General features: G+C 54.7%; 15 protein-coding genes. 10 read left to right on the top strand and 5 right to left on the bottom strand.

Annotated features, from left to right (window positions below; translation table 11 throughout):
- Nucleotides 1-1075: 1075 nt before the first annotated feature.
- Entirely contained in the window at nt 1076-5065 is a 3990-nt protein-coding gene (gene hrpA, locus HG66A1_RS27890; RefSeq protein WP_145192081.1) for an ATP-dependent RNA helicase HrpA, read from the bottom strand.
- 409 nt (nt 5066-5474) lie between these two features.
- Between hrpA and HG66A1_RS27885 the strand changes: the two genes are divergently transcribed.
- Complete coding sequence (locus HG66A1_RS27885; protein WP_145192078.1) at nt 5475-5999, top strand: SMI1/KNR4 family protein; 525 nt, start codon at nt 5475-5477, stop codon at nt 5997-5999.
- A gap of 236 nt (nt 6000-6235) precedes the next feature.
- A complete protein-coding gene (locus tag HG66A1_RS27880; RefSeq protein ID WP_145192075.1) occupies nt 6236-7150 on the top strand; it encodes a DUF1559 domain-containing protein in 915 nt (304 codons plus the stop codon).
- Between the two features lie 119 nt (nt 7151-7269).
- On the opposite strand, the gene HG66A1_RS27875 is transcribed toward HG66A1_RS27880, so the two are convergent.
- Both HG66A1_RS27875 and HG66A1_RS27870 read right to left on the bottom strand, forming a co-directional pair.
- Nucleotides 7270-7698, bottom strand: a complete 429-nt coding sequence (locus HG66A1_RS27875) for a carboxypeptidase-like regulatory domain-containing protein (RefSeq protein WP_145192071.1) — start codon at nt 7696-7698, stop codon at nt 7270-7272.
- A 159-nt stretch (nt 7699-7857) separates the two neighbouring features.
- Nucleotides 7858-8814, bottom strand: coding sequence for an alpha/beta hydrolase (locus HG66A1_RS27870; RefSeq protein WP_145192068.1), 957 nt, complete (start codon nt 8812-8814; stop codon nt 7858-7860).
- Nucleotides 8815-9360: 546 nt separating this feature from the next.
- On the opposite strand from HG66A1_RS27870, the gene HG66A1_RS27865 reads away from it, so the two are divergent.
- On the top strand, nt 9361-10296 hold the full coding sequence (locus HG66A1_RS27865; RefSeq protein ID WP_145192065.1) for a DUF1559 domain-containing protein: 936 nt from the start codon (nt 9361-9363) through the stop codon (nt 10294-10296).
- A gap of 64 nt (nt 10297-10360) precedes the next feature.
- Nucleotides 10361-10804, top strand: coding sequence for a hypothetical protein (locus HG66A1_RS27860; RefSeq protein WP_145192062.1), 444 nt, complete (start codon nt 10361-10363; stop codon nt 10802-10804).
- Nucleotides 10805-10982: 178 nt separating this feature from the next.
- Here the strand turns inward: HG66A1_RS27860 and HG66A1_RS27855 are convergent, their stop codons facing one another.
- On the bottom strand, nt 10983-11558 hold the full coding sequence (locus tag HG66A1_RS27855) for a DUF456 domain-containing protein (RefSeq protein WP_145192059.1): 576 nt from the start codon (nt 11556-11558) through the stop codon (nt 10983-10985).
- 427 nt (nt 11559-11985) lie between these two features.
- On the opposite strand from HG66A1_RS27855, the gene HG66A1_RS27850 reads away from it, so the two are divergent.
- From HG66A1_RS27850 to HG66A1_RS27825, 6 genes are all read left to right on the top strand, one after another.
- Nucleotides 11986-13902 (top strand): vWA domain-containing protein, encoded by a 1917-nt coding sequence (locus tag HG66A1_RS27850; protein WP_145192056.1) that lies wholly within the window; start codon nt 11986-11988, stop codon nt 13900-13902.
- 194 nt (nt 13903-14096) lie between these two features.
- Nucleotides 14097-15971 carry a vWA domain-containing protein gene (locus HG66A1_RS27845; protein ID WP_232106688.1) on the top strand — a complete coding sequence of 625 codons (1875 nt, stop codon included), beginning with the start codon at nt 14097-14099 and terminating at the stop codon, nt 15969-15971.
- A gap of 168 nt (nt 15972-16139) precedes the next feature.
- Nucleotides 16140-16799, top strand: coding sequence for a DUF1080 domain-containing protein (locus HG66A1_RS27840; protein WP_145192050.1), 660 nt, complete (start codon nt 16140-16142; stop codon nt 16797-16799).
- A gap of 95 nt (nt 16800-16894) precedes the next feature.
- Nucleotides 16895-17731 (top strand): sugar phosphate isomerase/epimerase family protein, encoded by an 837-nt coding sequence (locus tag HG66A1_RS27835; protein ID WP_145192047.1) that lies wholly within the window; start codon nt 16895-16897, stop codon nt 17729-17731.
- Nucleotides 17732-17986: 255 nt separating this feature from the next.
- A complete protein-coding gene (locus HG66A1_RS27830; protein ID WP_197996844.1) occupies nt 17987-19624 on the top strand; it encodes a HEAT repeat domain-containing protein in 1638 nt (545 codons plus the stop codon).
- 3 nt (nt 19625-19627) lie between these two features.
- On the top strand, nt 19628-20020 hold the full coding sequence (locus HG66A1_RS27825; protein WP_145044648.1) for a hypothetical protein: 393 nt from the start codon (nt 19628-19630) through the stop codon (nt 20018-20020).
- Here HG66A1_RS27825 and HG66A1_RS27820 read toward each other — a convergent pair.
- Nucleotides 19998-21104, bottom strand: coding sequence for a class I SAM-dependent methyltransferase (locus HG66A1_RS27820; RefSeq protein WP_145192041.1), 1107 nt, complete (start codon nt 21102-21104; stop codon nt 19998-20000). The genes HG66A1_RS27825 and HG66A1_RS27820 overlap by 23 nt on opposite strands.
- Between the last annotated feature and the right edge of the window lie 244 nt (nt 21105-21348).

Here is a 21348-nt window from a genome sequence, read left to right as displayed (position 1 = left end):
CAGGTGATCTGCACTAAAACATTCGGCACCAGTGCTGCAACAACAGCTGAATCCCCATTGCTTTTCACCGGTTGTCTACTGGAACAGATCGCACTACTTCGCAAAGTCAGCCCTTCGATGTTCAGGGCAAACCAGGACACAAACCGGTCACAGCAGGACAAAATCCCGGACAGACCAGGACAAAATCCGGGCACAAACGGACAAAATTCTGTCTTGACCCCCTGCCGCCATTTTACAAAATTCACATCCTCAATTGTGACGATCGAGTGCCACCGTCGGCTCGCTCGACAGTGCTTGAACCAGTATATGAAGAAAAGCAATTCATCCATGACGACATTCCTTTTATGACCGCATCAACTCGTAGGGGCTGGCCTGTGTGCCTGCCCGCCTGGCGGTGATCTAAGCGTGTCAACTTCCGAGGGAATCACGTTGTGGCCGAGGGACTGCTGTTCCTTTTGTTCTCAGCACTCCAACAACACAAAACCAAATTAGCCGCAGTGCGTTAACCCCGGTTGAAACGAATTTGGTCTGGAGCATTCGAATTAAGAATCACGAACTGCCCAACAGCAGATTATAAGAAACCGCACCCACCACCCGCAGATAAACAGCACGCAGCACTGAAAAGCCGGAACCGAAGAAGGGAGAACACTGCAGCTCACCCAACAGTGAAAACAACCCCACCAGAACTGAGCGGAATGGAGCTGGCCACCGGTAACACGGGTAGATGCTGACCTCAGAACCAGTGACGAGTCCTATTACGCTCACAGATCCGTGGCCGAGGGTATGCTGTTACTCTTGTTTTCAGGACTTCAACAGCAGAAAAGAAATTAGCCGCAGGGCATTAGCCCCGGTTGAAACGTCTTTGCTATATATCATCCGATTTAAGAAACGCTACCTGGCGCCTTGCCGCTCAAAAAACCGGGTAAGCCCGAATGTAATTCGGGCCGAGCGCAGCGAGCAGGAAACAGACAGCTCAAGCCTTCAATTCAGCAACCGCGATCCCACCACAAATCAGCATCGAACCAGGTCACCCTTTTCGTGCTTTTCGTGTCTTTCGTGGTAGCAAAAAACAGGATCAATCCCGCACCAGCGACCACTGCTGATCCAGAATCTTCGGCGACACCTTCAGCGCCGTCCCCAGTTTCTGGGCGAACAGCGACACGCGGAATTCTTCCAGCAGCCAGCGGAACTTGATCAGTTGCGGATCAATAATCTCCCGCTCATGATGCTGCCGGGCCCGCTGGGCGTATATTTCAATGTACCGCGAAATACTGCGAATATTCGCGATGTCCCGCTGCAGTCCGCTCCCGCCGAGTTTACTCAGACGCATTTCAATGCCCTGCAGGTAACGGGGAACCTGTTGCAGCCAGGGATAGGGCGTATTCACCAGGAAGCGGGCGTTGATCAGGGCATTCAACTGCGCCCGCATGTCGGCCAGCGGTTCATTCCAGGCGGGAACCTTGGTCTTATCCAGCGTGATCTTGATTTTGTGATACTGCTCAAACAGCGTCGGCAACAGTGACGCCAGATCCTGTGCGGCGACCGGAATCTGGTTCCGCCATTCCTTGATCAACTGACGATACTCGGCCTCGGACCGCGGCTGGCGTTCTTTCTGTCCGCACAGCACCCGCTCCGCCAGCAGTTCGACCAGTTGCTCCCGCAGATTGATCCCGCCGATTCCCGCGGCATACAGTGAGATCCGTTCCAGGCCCGGGATGTTCTCCACCTGTGATTTCAATCGCCGATGTTCGGCCAGCACAAACAGTCGCCGCAATCCGAACCGCGTCTCATAGGCGGCCCGCTCCGGTGCATCCCGCAGGCAGAGCATCACCGACTTTCCTTCATCCACCAGGCTTGGAAATCCGGTGAGCGATAGATTATCGTGATCGATCTGCACCTCGGCTGGAAAATCGCCGAACGTCCAGTCGGTCAACCCGCTCTGGCTCCAGTGATCATCCGAGAGTGCCGAGAAGCTGCTGGCCGCTTTCGAACCATATTCCTGTCGCAACTGCGTCAGGTTCCGGTTGACGGCGATCGCATCGCCCCCCTGGTCCAGCACGCGGATATTCATCTGCAGATGCTGAGGCAGCCGCTCGGTTTCAAACATCTCCTTTGTGATCCGCTCTCCCGAAATCTGGGACAGCAGCGTCGCGACTTTCTCTTCAAACGAACCCTGGCCGAACTCCAGTTGCTTCACGACCTGCTTCGCGGTCTCCGGTGCCGGCACCAGCATCCGCCGGACCGACTTGGGCAGTGCCTTGATCATCGCCGCCACCTTTTCTTCCAGCAGCCCCGGCACCAGCCAGCCCAGTCGCTGCGGTGACAACTGATTGAGACTCTCCTGCGGAATGGAAATGGTCACGCCGTCTTCCGCGGCCCCCGGTTCCAGGTGATACTCCAGCGGAAACTGCATCTTCCCCATCTTGAGTGCGTTCGGAAATTCGGTCTCGTCGACCTCTTCCGCCTGTGCGTCGAAGAAGTCTTCCAGCCGCATGTTGAGCAGTGTCGGCGTCTTTCGTTTGGCGACCTTCCACCACTTCTTCAGGCTCACGCCGTCATACACGTCTTCCGGAATCCGTGCATCGTAAAACGCGAACAGCTGCTCCTGCGAAGGGATCAGGTCGTACCGCCGCGACTTCGCCTGCTGCTGTTCCAGGTCGCTCATGAACTTCTGATTGTGCGCCAGGAAGTCGACATTCAGCGTGATATCCCCCTCGACCAGACCATACTGCAGCATCAGGGTGCGTGACTGTTCGGGATCGATCTTGCCATAATGCACCGAACGTCCCGGCACGATGGTCAGACCAAACAGCGTCACTTTTTCCGTGGCCATCGCAGACGCCGCATCCCCGTTCCAGCGGGGATCGCTCCAGGTCTTTTTCACCAGGTGCGGTGCCGCGGGCTCAATCCAGTTCGGCGAAATCTTCGCAACCGTGCGGGCATACCGCTTACTCGTTTCGATCAGCTCCGCCGAGATGACCCACTTTGGCTTCTTCTCAAAAATCCCCGACCCGGGCCAGAGGAAATACTTCTGCCCGCCGGAACCGGTGTACTCGTGCGTGTCCGACCGCATGGCGATGTTCGACAACAGTCCCGGCAGCAGGGCCCGGTGAATCGCCGCCGAGTCGTCTTTCCGCGGATGCGGTTTCAGCCCTGTCTCTTCGACCAGCTGACGCAGCTGCCGAAAGATGTCCGCCCATTCCCGCAGTCGATTGTACGACAGGTAATTCTGCACGCAGGCCCGCCGCAATCGGCTCTGCGACAGATCCTCTTTCAGCTTGTGATAAAAATCCCACAGCTTGAGGAAGCTCAGGAAGTCCGAATCGGGATCGCGAAACTGTTCCTGGGCTTCGTCGGCCGCCTGCTGTTTATCGATCGGCCGCTCGCGTGGATCCTGCAGTTCCAGGGCCGACGCAATCACCAGAATCTCATGCAGACAGTTTTCATCATGGGCCGCCAGAATCATCCGCGCAATTCGCGGGTCGACCGGCAGCCGACTGATCTGCCGCCCGATATCGGTCAGCCGGTTCTGTTCGTCGATCGCCCCCAGTTCAAACAGCGTGCTGTAGCCATCGCGAATCGCCGCCGGCTTGGGAGGATCGATAAACGGAAAGTCTTCAATCGCACCCAGCTTCATATTCAGCGTCTGCAGAATCACCGAGGCCAGGTTGGTTCGCTGAATTTCCGGCGACGTGAATTCATCGCGGCTGTTGAAGTCCGCTTCGCTGTAGAGCCGGATACAGATCCCCGGGGCGACACGTCCGCAACGACCGGCCCGCTGATTGGCAGACGCCTGCGAGACTGCTTCGATCGGCAAACGCTGCACCTGCGACCGACTCGAATAGCGGCTGATGCGGGCCAGCCCCGTATCAACCACATAGCGAATGCCCGGCACCGTAATCGACGATTCAGCCACGTTCGTTGCAATCACAATCCGACGATAGGTGGACGGGCGAAAGACCTTATTCTGTTCCGCCGTCGAGAGTCGACCATAGAGCGGCACAATCTCCGTTTGCCTCCCGCCGTCATCACCGATGATCGAGCGACCTCGCAACAGCTTCGCCGTCTCGCGGATATCCCACTCGGTCGCCACAAAGATCAGGATGTCCCCATCGTCAATCGCCGCGAGTTCATTCACCGCGTCCGCCAGCTGCGACTGTTCGTCGCGGTTACTGTTTTTGCCTTTGCCCTGTCCCTTGTCGTCCGTCTCTGCATCAAACGGACGATAACGAATCTCCACCGGATACGTCCGCCCCGAGACATTCAGAATCGGCGCCGGCCCTTCGCGGGTCGCAAAGTGTTCGCTGAAACGTTCGGCGTCGATGGTGGCAGACGTGATGATCACCCGCAGATCGGGCCGCTGCGCGAGCAGGCGTTTGAGATAGCCTAAGAGAAAGTCGATATTCAGCGAGCGTTCGTGGGCTTCGTCGACGATGATCGTGTCGTACTGATTCAGAAAGCGGTCGTTCTGCGTTTCGGCCAGCAGAATCCCGTCGGTCATCAGCTTGATGTAAGTGTTCGGGTTCGTCGTGTCGGTGAAGCGGATCTTAAAACCGCAGGCGGTTCCCTGTTCCCGTCCCAGTTCTTCGGAGATGCGGGCCGCCACTGATCGGGCGGCAATTCGTCGCGGCTGGGTGTGACCGATAATGCCATTGATGCCCCGTCCCATCGACAGCAGCAGCTTGGGCAACTGCGTCGATTTTCCCGAGCCGGTCTCCCCGCAGATAATCACCACCTGGTTGTCGGCGATCGTCTGTTTGATGTGATCCAGTTCGTCATGGATCGGCAGACTGCCGTCAAACTTGATCTCGGGCCGCAGCTTGAGCCGCTCCTCCCGCCGGGCCAGCGACTTCTTGAGTTCCTCCTGCAGTCGCTGCAGGTTCCTGTCGAACGGCTTTTTGTTCTTCTTCGCCTGCCGGATCGACCGCAGCCGTTGTGAGAACCGAAACTGGTCCACAACCATCGCCTGTGAGATCTGCCCGGGCAGCTCTTTCAGCGCAGCGTTCAGATCTTCACTGGCAGCACCAGCGTCAGCAGCAGCCGAATTCGCATCACCACGGGACATCACACATCAACAGACAAAACAGGGAAACGCACAATAGTAAGCAGAAGGACCCGCATTATGCAGCGAAAGTTCGGCAGCGCGAAGGGTTTCCACCGGGAATTGTAGGAATCCGTGGGGAACGGTGATGTTTTAGAACCACGAAATGCACAAAAAACACGAAAAGCCTGTGACAGGAAACAGCTCAAAGGGTGGTCTCGGATACAATCCGAGATTGTCGCAGGCAACGGGAGGTCGCAGAGAAATCAAACGAAACAGATTCATCAATCCTCACCAGTACCAGTTGTAGGGGCCACCCTGTGTGGTGGCCCGCCGGGAGAGAAGCAAAGCTGCTTGCCACTCTGAATGGAGCCAGATTACAATATTCAAATGTTCTCAATCGCATCTCCTCACAAGCGCAAAGGTCACCCGCATGGCACTCAGCGAACTGTTAAAAATTGTCACACCACCGGACAAGCCAAAAGAAGTGCCTGCGAAACCGAACTGGGCCGCCGTCGAAAAGAAGCTCGGCCTGCAATTGCCCGATGATTATAAACTGTTCGTCGCGAAGTTCGGCAGTGGTCTTCTGGGGAGTTTCGTGCGAGTCTATAATCCCTTTTCCAAAGACGAATACTTGGCTTTGCAAAAAAGTGTGATCAGTGTCTGTGAAATTTATCAAATGCTATCCGACACTTTTCCCTACGAGTTCTATCCCGAAACGCCAGGCTTATTACCCTGGGGTAATGATGACAACGGCAATAGTCTCTTCTGGTTAACCCGCGGCGCCCGTAACAAGTGGCCTGTCGTCGTCTGTTCTGGCCGCGACAATCGTTATCAACTCTTCGAAATGGGTATGACCGCCTTCCTGGCCCGCACCTTTACCGGCGAAGTCAAATGCAAAATCTGGCCGAAACCATTCGCGGTAACGTCACGCCGCGCCAAGTTTGAACCATATTGAAGTGTCTCTTCACGCTCCACACTCCATCAATTTCAAAGCAATCCTAACATATCCAGTACGTGCCCCTCTGAATACCTGCCTGTAACTTCTTCCTTGCACTGGCCTGGATTCACATATACCATATCACTGATGCAAGGTTGCTGAGAGTCCCACCTGATTTTCCTGCCTTCTAAGCTTCTATGTTGCTGTCGTAATGTTTCTCGCCCGTATTACTCCATTTAGAATGGAACAGCGCTATGAGTCTATCTGCACCCACCGTCCGCAAACGCGGCTTCACCCTGATCGAACTGCTGGTGGTCATTGCCATCATCGCGATTCTGATCGCCCTCTTACTGCCCGCCGTCCAGCAGGCACGCGAAGCGGCCCGCCGCAGTCAGTGTAAAAACAATCTCAAGCAGATTGGCCTCGCGCTGCACAACTACAACGAAACTCATCGCGTCTTCCCACCCGGATTCATTAACGATCACGGCTGGTTGTGCAACCTGTTTATCCTCCCTTTCATGGATCAGGCTCCTCTCTACAATAAAATCAGCCCCAACAGGCCCATGGATCTGACCAACACCACCGTACTCGCCGATGTGCGTACGGTTCTGCCCGCCTACCTCTGTCCGTCCAGCGCCGATCCCAACCCGGCTCAGAACGCAGACAACAGAGTGAGTGGCGTGGCCATCGGTCTGTCCAATTACCTCGGCTTCAATGGCAACGGTGATTATCGTTGTAACACTTCCCGGCCGAACGGCATGTTCTACATGGACAGCAAAACCCGGATCCGCGACATTACCGATGGGCTCTCCAACACGTTTGCGTTCACAGAACGAACCACCGTGAACGACGCTGCCGGCACGAACCACATTGGTTCGATCTGGGCAGGAGTCACTCCCTGTGCTGCGACTACCTACAAATTCGAAAACATTCGTTACGGTCTGGTTCAGGCACGTGTCGGCTGGTCCATGATCAACGGCACCGGTTACCAGTTTGGTCCCAGCAGTCTGCATGAGGGCGGCGTGCATGTGCTCATGGCAGATGGCGCTGTTCGCTTCGCCAGTGAAAACATGGATGCTTCCAATAATCCGGGCACCATTTCTTCCGCAACCAGCACTTACTTCCGACTGGCCGTCATCAACGATGGTCAGGTCATCGGTGAATGGTAAGCCGAAGTAACTTCTGCTTACCTGTGACATAAACAGAGCTCCCTGGTGTTCAGACGCCAGGGAGCTCTTATCGTTTCATCTTAATTGGAAACTGTTACAGGACAGTCTCAGTCCTCACCTCATTCCTTGTCCAGCTTAAAGGGGAAATCGTTTTCCCCGGGTTTGACTTCCACCGTCAGACTCGAGCTCTCATTGTACTTGGCAGGAATGACCTCTTTCACTTCGGTCGTGGTTCCATCCGGATTTTCGACGTAGCGTGCTGTCGAGATGCGAACCGTATGCTTGCCGATCTTGGCTCCCTTGGTGGTCGGGTTATAAGCCAGTTCAAAGATCCCCTGGCTGTTTGTGATACCCGTCGAAGGCCGCCCCGCTTCAGGAGCAAACGTCACGACCGCTCCCTCGATCGGCTCTCCTTCCATCACGACCAGTCCCTTTACCGATGCGGTATCAGGCTGATCCTCAGGTGTGCCGGAACAACCTGTCAGTAGAGTACATACCGTAAAAACCAGTCCCGTGCAGCGTAACGATCGCGGAGATAAAAAGTACATTGTGTTCCTGTATCCAAAAGGGGCGCGCTTAAGAAACTTCAGCCGCGGCACAGACTCGAAACAATCTGTCCGCAGACTGCTGAAACAGACTCCATTCTCAGGAATCGCCGCACAGGTGTAAAGCCAGACGGAAATCTGTTTTCCCGGACGCAGGAAAGATCAGTTACCCGCTTTCTGCCTGGGGGCCTGCTTCACATGCTGATCCAGGAACTTCACGATGCGGTCGTTGGTCTCAGGAGTATTGAATTCCCGACCGCCGTGCCCGGCTCCTTCGACGACGATCAGCTGCACGGGCACCTTCGCTTTTTTGAGTGCCTTGTCGATTAACTGGCTCTGATGCACGGGTACCAGCGGGTCTTTCGAGCCGTGAATGATCAGGAACGGGGGATCCTGTTTATCGATGTAAGTGATCGGGTTGGCCTGTGCGACTTTGTCTTTGTTCTCCAGCACCGGTCCGCCCAGCAGCAACGATTCCGGCGAACGGGGATCGTTGTGTTTGAAGCGGGCGTCGGGCAGGGCATGCGCATCCATCTGCAGAAAATCGGTCGGTCCCCACATGTCGAGCACCGCCTGTACCTGACTCGATTGATCCGCATGTTTGCCGACTGTCCCTTCCAGCTGCTTGTCGCCCCCGCTGGTTCCCAGCAGGGCAACCAGGTGACCGCCGGCGGATGAGCCGCCCACGCCGATGCGGGTCGCGTCGTATCCGTACTCTTTCGCATGGGCTCTCAGCCAGCGGATGGCGGCTTTGCAGTCGTGGATCTGTGCAGGGAATGTTGCCTCGCCACTCAGCCGGTAATTGATGCTCGCACAGGCATAACCGTTCTGCAGACCCAGGGGAACCAGGATCCCGCCCCGGCCTTTGTCGCCACTTCGCCAGCCACCGCCGTGAATCCAGACCAGCAGGGGAGGCTGCTCGACACCTTTCGGCAGATACAAATCAAGCAACAAAGGCTTCCCGTCCACTTCCGCGTATTCCAGGTTCCGATGCACGTCCGCATTTTCGCGAACCCAGCGGGGCGCACCGCGGCGGGGCTGCTGGGCCGAAGCGGATTCGCTCAGGACGACGGTAAAGGTAAGTAGAATCGCGATGAAAGTCAGGCGGTCTCGGTGCATCTGGTTCTCCAGTGGTTCATGGGACGTGAGTCCGTTGCAGGCTCAAGTCAGTTCAGGTCAGCGCAGTTCCCCATGAAACCCACTTCAGCTGCAACAGTTTCGCGGCAGCTCTCGATTTAGAAAAATCATCCCCGCTATCTGTATCGGACGCGTATCCACATGTTTCGTTATGTGAATTTAATAATAGGTAGTATGTGGTGAATGGGACATGAATGACGTGGTTTGTCGAAAGTAGCGATCAGCCCCCTGCAGGGGACAGTGTTCAATTAGACAGACGGAACGCAAATATCAATAGATAAACATGTTGCGATGCGTTTGTTCGATGAAAAACACCGTCAGAATGTCGGATTTTGAATAAATAAAGATTGAATTGTTAAAAAACATTATTAATATCGAGTTAGATATCTTAATAATTCTTAATAAAGACAGCTGGAGTTCTTCCGGCTGATACGAATCACTTCCCCCGCTCAAGGGATGTTGTCTCGTCAGCGATTTTAAAAATCGTACTTATCTATTTTATTCTTCTACCCAACGCGAGAGAATTTCATGCAAGTATCCACAACCCGCAGGCGTGCTTTCACGCTCATTGAACTCCTGGTCGTCATCGCCATTATTGCGATTTTGATTGCCCTGTTGCTGCCCGCTGTCCAGCAGGCCCGTGAAGCCGCCCGGCGTTCCCAGTGTAAAAACAATATGAAACAGCTCGGACTGGCCTTTCATAACTACCACGACAACTTCACCATGTTCCCCACAGGTTACTTTCATAGCTCAGGCTATCTGACCGGCTGGGCTGCCCGTATTCTGCCTTATATCGATCAGGCACCCCGCTACAACCAGATGACCTCCCTGGGAGAACTGACCCGCATCCAGCCCTATCGCTTCACAACATCTCCTCACAATGGAGATACAAACCTGTTTACCGATCCGATCGCGGTCTTCTGTTGCCCCTCTTCGGAAATTGGCGAACGGGCTAACGACTACTCAACCGCCTGGGGTGGTAACCCCGGGAATGACGGCTCGCTGCACTACCGTGGCAATGGCGGTTCCGTTGATGTCGGCTTCGTTAACGGTTCCAATTCGAGTCGGCACTACGGAACTTCAGGGGTCCTCTATCCCGGTTGTAAAACCCGGATGCGCGACATCACCGACGGTACCACCAACACCTTCCTGCTCGGCGAGCTGTCCAGCTACATTGGCTGGAGTGGTTCCAAAGGGGGCTGGGATGACATCGCACCCTGGACCTGGGCGACCTACTACTACGGCTCCGACGGTTATCTGATGATCGACACCAAGCTGATGCAGTATCCCATCGGTTCGGGAAGTCACAGTCAATATGGTGTCGGCTGGCGCAGTCAGCACGTCGGCGGCGCGCACATGCTGCTCTGTGATGGCAGTGTCCGGTTCCTGTCTGAAAGCACCAGTCTGGATCTGTTGAAAGGACTTTCCACCCGTGCCACCGGCGAAGTGGTCGGCGAGTTTTAATCGCGCCGCTTTGCTGTTGTCAGATTCAGAAACACCTATCAGACTCTACAGGAACAGGATATAAATGAACGCAATTTTTTCTTTAAAGCAATTTTCACTAGCCACGCTCTGCCTGCTGCTGCTTGCGCAAGCAGGCTGCTCCGGCGGTTCAGATCAGTTGGAGACCGCTGAAGTGCACGGCAAAGTAACTTACAAAGGTGAGCCTCTCGAAATGGGAACCGTCACTTTTATTCCGGTTGGACCAGGGAAATCCGCCACCGGCGAGATTCAGGAAGATGGCACCTACACCCTGACGACTTACACGAAAGGGGATGGCGCCACCATCGGCAAGCATGGAGTCATGGTCATCTCGGAACGGGATACCTCCAATCTACCGGCCGAATCAGCAGAGGCGAACGTGGATCTTTCCCTGATCCCGGAAAAGTACAGCATGAGCCCCAAGACTTCCGGTCTCACCGCCGAAGTCAAAGAGGGGGGCAATGAAATCAATTTTGATCTGGAAGAGTAATCTATCAGACGGCAGTGACAGGCAATCGTTGTCCGGGCGCATACGTCCCGATTCAGGCAATGGGTCACTGCAGGTTTGACAGGATAGAAGTTGACAGTTCCAGAACAGATTGAAGGCGAGAGGCGATCTCTTTCTGCAGAGGGAGATCGCCTTCTTTTTTTCCTCGTGCGACAGCAAATCAGATCAGCGAATCGATCGTCAGCATCACCAGGATCACCACGCCGATCGCCAGCTTGCCTACCACGCCCAGCAATCGCCCCACAAACGCGGCCCGGCTGATCTCCATGCGATCCACATCCAGGTTCCCTTTCCACGCTTCACCCAGGTAAGCGCCCAGGTAGGCACCGACGGCGCCGCCCAGAATCGCCCCCACGACCGTGCCCACAGGCGGGAACACGGGAGTCGCCACCGTCGCGCCGATCACACTTAACAGGAACGTGCCCAGTAACGCCAGAATCATCGCCCGCCGACTGGCTCCTTTTTTCGCAGCCCCCGCAGAACTGCCCAGCGCTTCAACCAGTTCTCCCAGCCCCGCCAGTAATATTGCGATCACCAGCACTGTCAGCGAAATACCCTTGCCACTCTCTTCGGGCATGAACAGGTAAAACAGTGCCGAAAGCAGGACCATGATCCAGTTGCCCGGAATCAGAAACAGAATCGAGGCCCAGGCAGCGAAGTTCGCCAGGAACAGCAGCAGCGCCATCAGGTAATAAAACGTGAAGGGCAGCCACTCGGTCAACCACTCAAAGGACATAGGTGATACCAGATCTGAGTCAGAATAGTGTGTTTAACAGCCCCGGATTCATAAAACGGGAGTCGCAGGGGGCACTCTTACAGTTCGTCCATCGACTTAAATTATTGCAGAATGCAAAAATAAAGACGAATGTAAAGCCTGGTTTTGAGGTTAATCTGGTAGCACGTGATGGGTACGATGTGCAGGAGTGTGTACTTATGAATACATTTCTGTGCGGTCTGGAAGGGCAATGATTGTATTTGTCTCCCTTCAGGGGTAAAATCTGACATTTGACGCACCATTGATGGACGGATTTTCTTATAATCATCAATGTTAACTGATGTCAGTTGCGGGCTGCGGTATCCGTGCGGCCTGTGAGTGACAGCGTTTTCCGTGCAGACGTACAAAGCGCGTGCTTGAATTACAGTCTCATCCCAAGGAGCAGACCGTGAGTATTGCCAATTCCACCAGAGACGTTCATGTCGAAGAAATCGTCGACGTCGAACACCGCAGCTGGCTCAATATGAAAGAAGTTCCCGCCTGGTTTATCAGTCTCGGGGTCCACCTGCTGATTCTGTTTGTCCTGGCAAGTATCACCCGCATTACGCTCCTCGATTCGGAACATGCGATTATTTCTTCCATCGAAGAACTGGACGACAACGTTTTCAAACTCGATCCCACCATTCAGGACGTCGTTGGTTCCGCCGGCGATACCGAGATTCTGGCCCCCTCCATGGCGGCCGCCCCTGTCTCAGCCAAAGAGCAGCAGGAAGCGTTAAAGGATCAGCTGGAAAATGATATTGAAACTCCCGAACCGGTCTTTGATGACAACCTGACTCAGCCCGCCCAGGAAGAACTGACGGCTGCCGTGGAAGTCACCGGCGAAACCGACCGTCCGGGCGGAGTAGCGGGGGCCATCGATCGTCTGACCCTCGAAATCGCTGCCGCGGTCAAAGAGAAAAAACTGCTGGTCGTCTGGCTGTTCGACGTTTCACCTTCAGTCAGTCAGCGGCGTAACGAAATCGCCGATCGCTTTGAAAACGTCTACAAACAGCTGGGCATCCTCGAAGCCGCCGAAAATGAATCTTCACTCAAAACCGCTGTCGCCGCCTTTGGTGCGACGACCCAGTTCGTGACCAAAGATCCGGTCAGTGATGTCAAAGAAGTCGTTTCCCAGATCCGTTCGATCAAAGAAGATACCTCCGGCGATGAAAACGTCTTCGCTGCTGTGAACCAGGTCTCCAAACGCTGGTTGTCCTACAAACGTTCCAGCCGCCGTAATATGATGGTCATCGTGGTAACCGATGAAGCAGGCACCGATGCGGTTCAGAACCTGGAAGAAACCATTCTGCTCACCAAACGTAACGGCATTAAATGCTACGTCGTGGGGAACGCCTCTCCCTTTGGTCAGCAGGAAGTGGTCATCCAGTTCCCTATCGAACCTGGTATTGAAGTTCCTGCTGTTCAGCAATCCGGACCGGAAACTGTATTGCCCGAACGTATCAAACTGCCGTTCTGGGGGCAGTCCGATTACGACATTCGCCAGATCAGCTCAGGCTACGGTCCCTACGCACTGACACGTCTCTGTGCGGAAACCAACGGGATCTACTTCATCACCGAAGATACGTCTCCCAATTTTGAAGCAGCCGATATGCGGGACTACCATCCCGATTACATCTCCATTCGCGATTACGAGCGAATGCTCACACAAAACATGGCTAAGCAGGCGCTCGTCCGAACAGCCGCGGCAACTCGACTTTCTGACCGTCGACTGCCTCAGCCCACTCTGGAATTTCCTGCCAATACCGATAACGTTCTCAGGCAGGCGATTACTGAAGCCCAGAAGCCGGTCTCGCAGCTCAGCTACGGCTTGAATGAACTGCAGGTCATGCTGGAACAGGGGCTCAAAGATCGTAAGAAAATCACAGAACCCCGCTGGCGTGCCAACTACGATCTGGCCTTGGGCCGCGTCCTGGCCAATCAGGCACGTGCTCACGGATACAACACGATCCTCGCCGAAATGAAAAGCAATCCCAAAGTCTTCGAGACAAAAGGCAACAACGCCTGGAGACTGGTAGCCGCCAAAGACGCCCGTTCCAGCCCAACTGTACGGAAACTGGAAAAGCAGGCCATGGAACTCCTGAATGGCGTGATCGACGAGCATCCGGGAACTCCCTGGTCCTATCTGGCCGCCAAAGAGCTGGAAAAACCACTGGGCTGGAAGTGGCAGGAAATGAAGCTGAACCTCGACAACAGCGGTAACCGGGTCCGAACACCGAACCCACGTTTTGAGGAAGAACAGCGTAAGAGAAATGAAGCCCTCCGAAAACGGGGTGTTTCTCCCAACAAACCGCTGAAGATCTGATTTACCTAACTGAATACACCGACAACACTTGAGTTTTATACTGAGGCTCCTGAGATTGCAGGAGCCTCGGGTTTCTGACATATCATTTCAACTGATTTTTCAAGACTCGTTTCTGCAACATCCAACGCTGAAACAAAACAGGCACAACACTTTGAAAGCAGTTCGCTGAGAAAGTGCCGGGGGGATTATTACTGATGGCTCAAGCGCGAGACTATTCAGCCTTTTTTACTTCTTTGATCGTTCACGCTGTGATTCTGGTCGGCATGGGACTGATCCATCATCAGCTCACCGACAGTCAGCCCGAAGTCGCCATCGAAACCATCTTCGATGACGAACGCGATCAGGCGGAGTTCGAACAGGTTCTGGAAACCAATCTTGAAGTCTCTGAAAACCTGAGTGTGACCTCCGGTGGCATGGTCTCGACGAACGTCGGCGCCTCAACGTCAACCGCCGTCTCCTCTCAGAAAATTGAAACCTCTGAGAGTCTCAAAGAACCGGAAATCAAAATCAACGCCGGCGAAATCACAGCGCCCGGCGATGACATCCTGGGCGAAGACCTCGGTGTCGGTGAAGTCACCGGTGAAGTCGGTGCGGTCGTCGAAGGTTATGGCACCGCCATGAGCCGCATCTCCAAAGAACTGATCCGCATCATGCGGGAAGAGAAAATTCTGGTGGTCTGGCTCTTCGACGAATCGGGAAGTATGAAAGACGACCAGAAAGAAATTTCTGAGAACTTCAATAAGATCTACAGCGAACTTGGTATCGCCGCCAAACAGGAAAAGAAAACCCGCGAACGGGACCAGACCCTGCTGACGGCCATTCTCAGTTATGGGGCCACCGTTCACGTACATACCCCCAAGCCGACCATGGACGTCAAAGAAGTTCAGGACGCCATCGGCAAAATTCCCATCGATGAAACCGGCTTGGAAAACATGTGCCAGACCGTCGCGGCCACGATCGACAAATACAGTACCATGGCCCGTAAAACCGACCGCCGTCTCTGTATCGTCTGTGTGACCGACGAGTCCGGCGATGACGGCGCCGCCGTTGAAGAAGTCATCACCCGCGCCAAGCGGATGAAGTCTCCGATTTACATTCTGGGACGCGAGTCGGTCTTCGGCTATCCCTATGCCCGTCAGCTCTGGCGTGATCCCGTTTACAATCTGCCCCACTGGATTCAGATTAACCGGGGACCGGAAACCGCGTTTCCCGAGTCTCTGCAATACGACGGTCTGCACGGCCGCTGGGATTCCTTCTCGGCCGGGTTCGGACCTTACGAGCAGGTTCGCATCGCCCGTGAAACCGGTGGTATCTTCTTCGTTCTGCCCGGCAAAGAACAGCGTCTGGCCGGTGCCGGCAGCAACCAGGAGCGGCAGTTCCGTTTCCAGGATATGAAAGAGTATCAGCCCCTGTTGCTCTCACGTCGTGAATACGATGCTACCCGTTCAGCCAGCAAGTTCCGTTCTTCTATCTGGAAGGTGATCGTCACGCTCAATCCGCACCTGGATAAGCAGTTGAATATCAAGGAACTTTACTACCCACTAAAGAAGAAAGAATTTTACGAAGCCGGCAGCAAGGAAGTTCCCAAGGCCATCCGTGCCATGGGCCTCCTGCAGAAAGCCGTCGACATTCTCGAAGACATCGAACCGCTGCGGGCTCAGGAAAAATCCTCCCGCTGGCGTGCTGCCTACGACCTGACACTGGCACAGTGTCTGGCCTACCGCGTTCGTCTGTTCCAGTACTGCCTGGCCATGGACTCGCATGCTAAAAACATGCCTGCTCCCAAGGACCAGAAGAGCAACACCTGGAATGTGAAACGTGGTAAAAAAATGCTGCCCCCGGATCCGGTCCAGGTCAAACTCACCAAGGTCAGCCCGGAAGAACTGGATAAGCAACTCAAAAAAGCGGAAAACCAGTATAAGCTGGTGATCAAAGAGCATCCTGGTACCCCTTGGGCCCAACGGGCACAATACGAACTCAATCAGGGTTTCGGCATGTACTTTGTAGAACACTTCCGCGATCCACGCTACGACAAAGTCGGTAAGGAAATCAAAGTTCCCAAGCTGTAAGCAGGCTTGAATTACTAAAGATACTTAACACAGGCAGAGCACTTTTCGGAAAAATAGCCGGGAAGTGCTCTGTTTCCTTTTAACGGGTGCAACGCCTGCGTAGCATATAGAAACTGAGCAAGAAACCTCTGTCTTATTTCTGATCCGCTTCCAGGAGTGATACCCACAATGAACAAATACCGCTCGCAGTCTTACTTCAATGTCTTCACCGGTCTGATGGCAGCCCTGGTGATCTCCTCTGTTCTGGGCAGCACGACTGCCTGCTCCGGTGATAACAACGCAGCTTCTTCTGATGGCTGGGTTGACCTCTTCAACGGCAAAGATCTCACCGGCTGGAAGATTGCAGAAGGGGGCCCTTTTGAAGTCAAAGATGGCGTGATCGTCGTCACCGGGAAGCGTTCGCATCTCTTCACTGAAGAAGAGTTCAAGAACTTTGAATTCAAAGCAGACGTCAAAACCACCCCGGGCAGCAACTCTGGTATCTTCTTCCACACTAAATTCCAGGAAGAAGGCTGGCCGACTCAGGGATACGAATCGCAGGTCAATGTGAGTCACAAAGACCCGGTCAAAACCGGCAGCCTCTACAACCGCGTCAAACTCTTCAAGACACCCGCCAAAGATAACGAATGGTGGACGCAGCACATTATCGTCAAAGGTCGTCACGTGATTGTCAAAATCAACGACGAAACCGTGATCGATTACACCGAACCCGAAGGGGCCACCGGATCACCCTCACTGGGAGACAAGGGAAGCTTTGCTCTCCAGGCACACGATCCCAAGAGCGTGGTTTACTACAAGAACATCAAGGTCAAGCCACTGGCTGACTGAGCCTGATCGCGTTATATTGAAAGCCTGATACCGGCCCTCGTTACACAACGAGGGCCGTTTGCATTCGACTGACATCCGCTGCGGAGAACTGAGACGTGAAACCGGGATTTAACACCAACGGTCTGGCCTTCCATCGCTGGGACGATGCCCTCCGCCTGATTGCCGAGACCGGTTATACCTCCGCAGCCATCACCGTCGATCATTACACGCTTAATCCTTTTGCTCCCGACCTCCCCCGGCAGATGGCAGCGACACAGCAACTGCTGCAGGAATGCCAGCTCTCCACGGTCATCGAAACCGGTGCCCGCTTCCTGCTGGATCCCCGCGTCAAACACGAGCCGACGCTCGTCAGTCCGTCCGCGGAAGAGCGGGAACGCCGCATCGACTTTCTCAAACGCTGTGTTGATCTGGCCGCAGCTCTGCAGTCCGACGCCGTCTCATTCTGGGCTGGTCAGTTAAAAGAAGACCTGCCCCGCGTCGCAGCACTCAACAGGTTAGCCGCTGGCTGTCGCGAGGTCATCGACTACGCTGCAGACAAAGAAGTGCGTCTGGCATTCGAACCGGAGCCGGGAATGCTCATCGAGACGCTGGCTGATTTCGAGGAACTGCTCACACTCGTTGATCATCCCTATTTCGGACTGACCGTCGACATCGGTCATCTGCAATGCATGGGAGAACTGCCCATCAGCGAATTTCTCAAACCCTGGCGTGAGCGCATCTTTAACATCCACATCGAAGACATGCGCCAGGGTGTGCACGATCACCTCCGCTTCGGAGAAGGGGAAATCGACTTCGACGATGTATTCGCCGGCCTCAGACAGATTGACTATCAGGGAGCGCTGCACGTCGAACTCAGCCGACACAGTCATATGGCCCCCGATATCCTGCGCGAGTCGTTTGCCTTCCTCCAGCAGCATCTGCAGACGGGTTGACAGATCGACACCTTTTTCTGTGTCGCAGCCTGCTTTTTGAGGCCTTCCTGCCGCAAGTGTAACGGTTATGCCGCATAGCAGGGTTAAAACACTCTGGCTGCAGAAGGCCCTCTCAGATTCTCGATATTGAAAGATAGCGGGCAGGAAATGCGCAGTTGCTGCGCCGGCGACGGGCAGGGGACAAACCCCTGGCTCTTAATCCCGGGTTTGCGCTGCGTTGGCAGATCCAGGCACTTAATTCGATCTCAAGTCAGCATGGCCTCCTCAATTACCAAAACCTTTGATTTGTTGGCGCAGAGCAGAAATTCGCATGCGATCAACGCCTTGATCCTGGCACTCGACGTCGAAGACGAGTTGATCCAGGAACAGGCTGTCTTTGCGCTGCTCCAGCAGCAGAGTGCCCGCGGTCTGGTCGAAGTCATCCGTCGGTACGCAATCCACTCGCCGTCTGTCCGCAAGCTTTTGGAAACACATACCAAAGCCCTCGATGCCGCCATCCGTCAATGTCTGCTGCACGGCAACCGCGAGCTGCAGTACTGTGGCCTGGAGTTCGTCCGCATCAACCACGACTTCAGGCAGATCCCCGCCCTGATTGATCTGTTTGAAAACAAGCGGCTGGTCAATCATCAACCCGACCTGGCTACACAGACACTCCGCCATCTGATCGGTCTGTTGTACGAGCATTTTCTCGATCGCAGCGTTGACTCAGCTTACTCCCGTTTGTTTCTGAAGAACGCCAAAGAGATCCGTCGCGAGATCCTCAGTTCGCTGATGAAAGCTGCCGAAAATCTCCCCGAATTCGATCGGCCCGAAGAGATCATGGAGAGCCTGCTGATCCTCGGCAATGTCGATGACGCCGCCATTCGTAAGATTCTCTGGCACTCCGATCCGGAGACGAGAAGACTGGCAGAAGAAGTTCTTCACGAGAGTAAGCATGTCGGCGTGATGCAGCTGATCTGTGATTTCACCGGCGTAAGCTATCCTAACACCAAAGCCCTGGAGGCACTCGCGAATCGCGAAGATCCCGAGTTCATCGCACACCTGCTCCGCTGGCTGCCCGAACATCCTTCAGAACTGCAGCAGACCAACTTCCGACAGATCGGCAAGCTGGCCTGGCTCGAAGCCGATCACCAGGACTTCACCCGCATTCCACCTGTGTTACAGACCAGCGTCATTCGGTTGATCAGTCTGCTCGATCTGGATCTGCCGAGTAAGAAGCAGGCACAGCGCTGGATGCTGCAGCACGGCACCCCCGCCGCTAAGGAAGCCGCGATCTCGATCCTTCGTAATCCCGATCGCGCCGAGGTTGCCGAAATGGTTCTGGAAAACCTCGACTCCGAAGATCCGGTGCAACAGGCCTGGGCGACCTGTCAGCTTCGCGCGCAGCACGTCCCGGATGCCATGAATCTGCTGGTTGAAAAAATCGACAGCCCCATCGAAGAAGTGCGGGAAGCCGCCCGTCGCGAACTCGCAAGTTTCGACGTCGATTTCGTGCTGGAACATTTTGAAGAATTCAGTCCCCAGGTCTGTCCCTCTGTTGGTAAGCTGTTGCTCAAACTCGATCCCCGTTGTCTGATCGATTTGAGTCGGGCCATGGCACATCCGTTGAAGAAACGCCGGATTCAGGCCGCCCGCTGTGCACAGGTCTTACAGTTACACGGAGAAGTGGTTCCCGCTCTGAAAGCCCTCACCGAAGATTCGGATGAACTGGTCCGCCGTACCAGCGCCGAGATCCTGGGCACGCTTTCCACCCCCGAAGCCCGACAGGCACTGCTGCACCTGGTAAGTGATGAGAAAACAAGGGTCCGCGAGGTCGCCATTAAAGCCCTGCGGGTTCCGGAGAAGTCAAAAGAAATACCCGCTGACCAATCAGCAACTGAGAAGGGAGAGTAATCGATGTCCTATGATTTCTTTCTGACCCTCGCCGGTCACACCGATGATGTTTCGCGTGCCTTTCGTAATCGTGGAGTACTGCAGGAAAACTGGTTGCTGATCACCGCGACGATTGTCATCAGTTCCATCTGGCTCGGACTCTATCTCTGGGAAAACCTGCAGATTCAGCGGAAGGCCAGTGCCGATACGCCACAGGGGCTGTTCTACGATCTGTGTAAAACGCATCGATTGAGTCGCACGGATATCAGCTACCTGCTCAAAGCCTCGGAAGAACATGCACACGAACAGCCCGCGCTGGTGTTTATCGATCCCGGCATCCTGCACCTGCATGCCTCGGATGGCGGGACCGATGCCCGCTATTACGAAGAGCTTTCTAAAAAGCTGTTTCAGCGCTAAGCGAGGTTTCCGCAGCCACACCAGGTCGCGCGATGTAATACTCGTGCAGTACATCCTCGGGCAGCAGGCGATATTCCAGGTCGCCCAGCCCTGCTGCTGTCAGACTGTTGCACAACGCTTCTCTGCCGCGTTCGTTACCCGCTGCTGGACGTTCGGCTCCGGTCAGATTCCGCAGACTGCAGATAGATAACAGCAAAGCCGACAGCGGGTGCTGCAGATTTTCTTCCCGGCTGCGCGAACAGGCCAGTTCTCTCAGCAGCAACGTTCCATCGGGTCTGAGTGCCGTCTGGACGGCCTGCAGCATCTCTTCCCGTTCCTGCGGCGCCACGGTGACGTCAAACACGGTGATCAGATCGAAGGCATTGATTGCATGAATGGCTGTCAGCTCGCGTTCGATGAATGCGATATTCTCCAGACCCAGCGCTGCGGCACTTTCGCGTGCCTGTTTTATTAATTCGGTCGACGGATCGTAGCCCACAAACCGACTCTCCGGAAACGCGGTCGCCAGTTCCAGTAACAGTCTGCCGTCGCCACAACCCAGGTCCAGTACATCCAGGCCTTCGCAGAGTTGCATGATCAAACCGGGAATCAAAGGCAGGATCTGCTGAAACAGCTGATTTGTAAATGAGGTCGAACGCTCTGCACTCTGTGCCTGCAGGATCCGTTCGCGGGTTTCGTCTGATAGCGGTGCTCCCGCCCGCAGACTCTCTGCCAGTTCGTCCTCCAGTTTCCCCAACAGTGTCAACCAGCGCAGGCTCTCCTCGTATTGGGCGGAGCCGGTCAGAACTTCCGCATGCTCTCGCGGCAGTCGGTATGTCTGGAAGATCGGATCATACTCCACCAGCCCGCCTCCCTGCATGGCCGTCAGCCAGTCGGCGACATACACTTGTTTGAGACCAGCTTCCGCTGCAATCTCACTGCTCGTGGCATGCTCCAGCAGACTCATGATTTTCCAGAGCCCCGTCCGGTAACCCAATGCGACCAGCAACGCCAGGCTTCCCTGGTTAATCTTGTTTTGCAGCTGGTTTTCAAAAGCGATGGTCCGATCTTCAGAAATGGTCAGTGTGGTATAGCTGGTTGTCATTCAAAGTCTCCCCTCAAAGAAAATGAATTTGTGTCCTCTACTGACTACCAGGCGCAAAACCGCAGCAGCTGTTACAGGGTTTTTCAAAAAAAGCAGAGACGGAAAAAGGAGGGGAATACCTCGCAGTGGGGTTTGCTGATGCGTCATTTGTAAATGCTTGATTTTGAACAGGATACGATGTCTCCCGTTATCACAGGACATCTGTGTGAAAAAATCTTTAAACTCTGGGCGGACAACAACTGTT

This window comes from Gimesia chilikensis (assembly GCF_007744075.1).
Classification (GTDB): Bacteria; Planctomycetota; Planctomycetia; order Planctomycetales; family Planctomycetaceae; genus Gimesia; species Gimesia chilikensis_A.
This window is presented reverse-complemented; position numbering and strand designations above follow the sequence as displayed.

Bases quoted from the DNA above. Each gene is read 5' to 3' on its own strand.
- hrpA (WP_145192081.1), bottom strand. From the start codon at position 5,065: ATGTCCCGTGGTGATGCGAATTCGGCTGCTGCTGACGCTGGTGCTGCC.
- HG66A1_RS27885 (WP_145192078.1), top strand. From the start codon at position 5,475: ATGGCACTCAGCGAACTGTTAAAAATTGTCACACCACCGGACAAGCCA.
- HG66A1_RS27880 (WP_145192075.1), top strand. From the start codon at position 6,236: ATGAGTCTATCTGCACCCACCGTCCGCAAACGCGGCTTCACCCTGATC.
- HG66A1_RS27875 (WP_145192071.1), bottom strand. From the start codon at position 7,698: ATGTACTTTTTATCTCCGCGATCGTTACGCTGCACGGGACTGGTTTTT.
- HG66A1_RS27870 (WP_145192068.1), bottom strand. From the start codon at position 8,814: ATGCACCGAGACCGCCTGACTTTCATCGCGATTCTACTTACCTTTACC.
- HG66A1_RS27865 (WP_145192065.1), top strand. From the start codon at position 9,361: ATGCAAGTATCCACAACCCGCAGGCGTGCTTTCACGCTCATTGAACTC.
- HG66A1_RS27860 (WP_145192062.1), top strand. From the start codon at position 10,361: ATGAACGCAATTTTTTCTTTAAAGCAATTTTCACTAGCCACGCTCTGC.
- HG66A1_RS27855 (WP_145192059.1), bottom strand. From the start codon at position 11,558: ATGTCCTTTGAGTGGTTGACCGAGTGGCTGCCCTTCACGTTTTATTAC.
- HG66A1_RS27845 (WP_232106688.1), top strand. From the start codon at position 14,097: ATGGCTCAAGCGCGAGACTATTCAGCCTTTTTTACTTCTTTGATCGTT.
- HG66A1_RS27840 (WP_145192050.1), top strand. From the start codon at position 16,140: ATGAACAAATACCGCTCGCAGTCTTACTTCAATGTCTTCACCGGTCTG.
- HG66A1_RS27830 (WP_197996844.1), top strand. From the start codon at position 17,987: ATGGCCTCCTCAATTACCAAAACCTTTGATTTGTTGGCGCAGAGCAGA.
- HG66A1_RS27825 (WP_145044648.1), top strand. From the start codon at position 19,628: ATGTCCTATGATTTCTTTCTGACCCTCGCCGGTCACACCGATGATGTT.
- HG66A1_RS27820 (WP_145192041.1), bottom strand. From the start codon at position 21,104: ATGACAACCAGCTATACCACACTGACCATTTCTGAAGATCGGACCATC.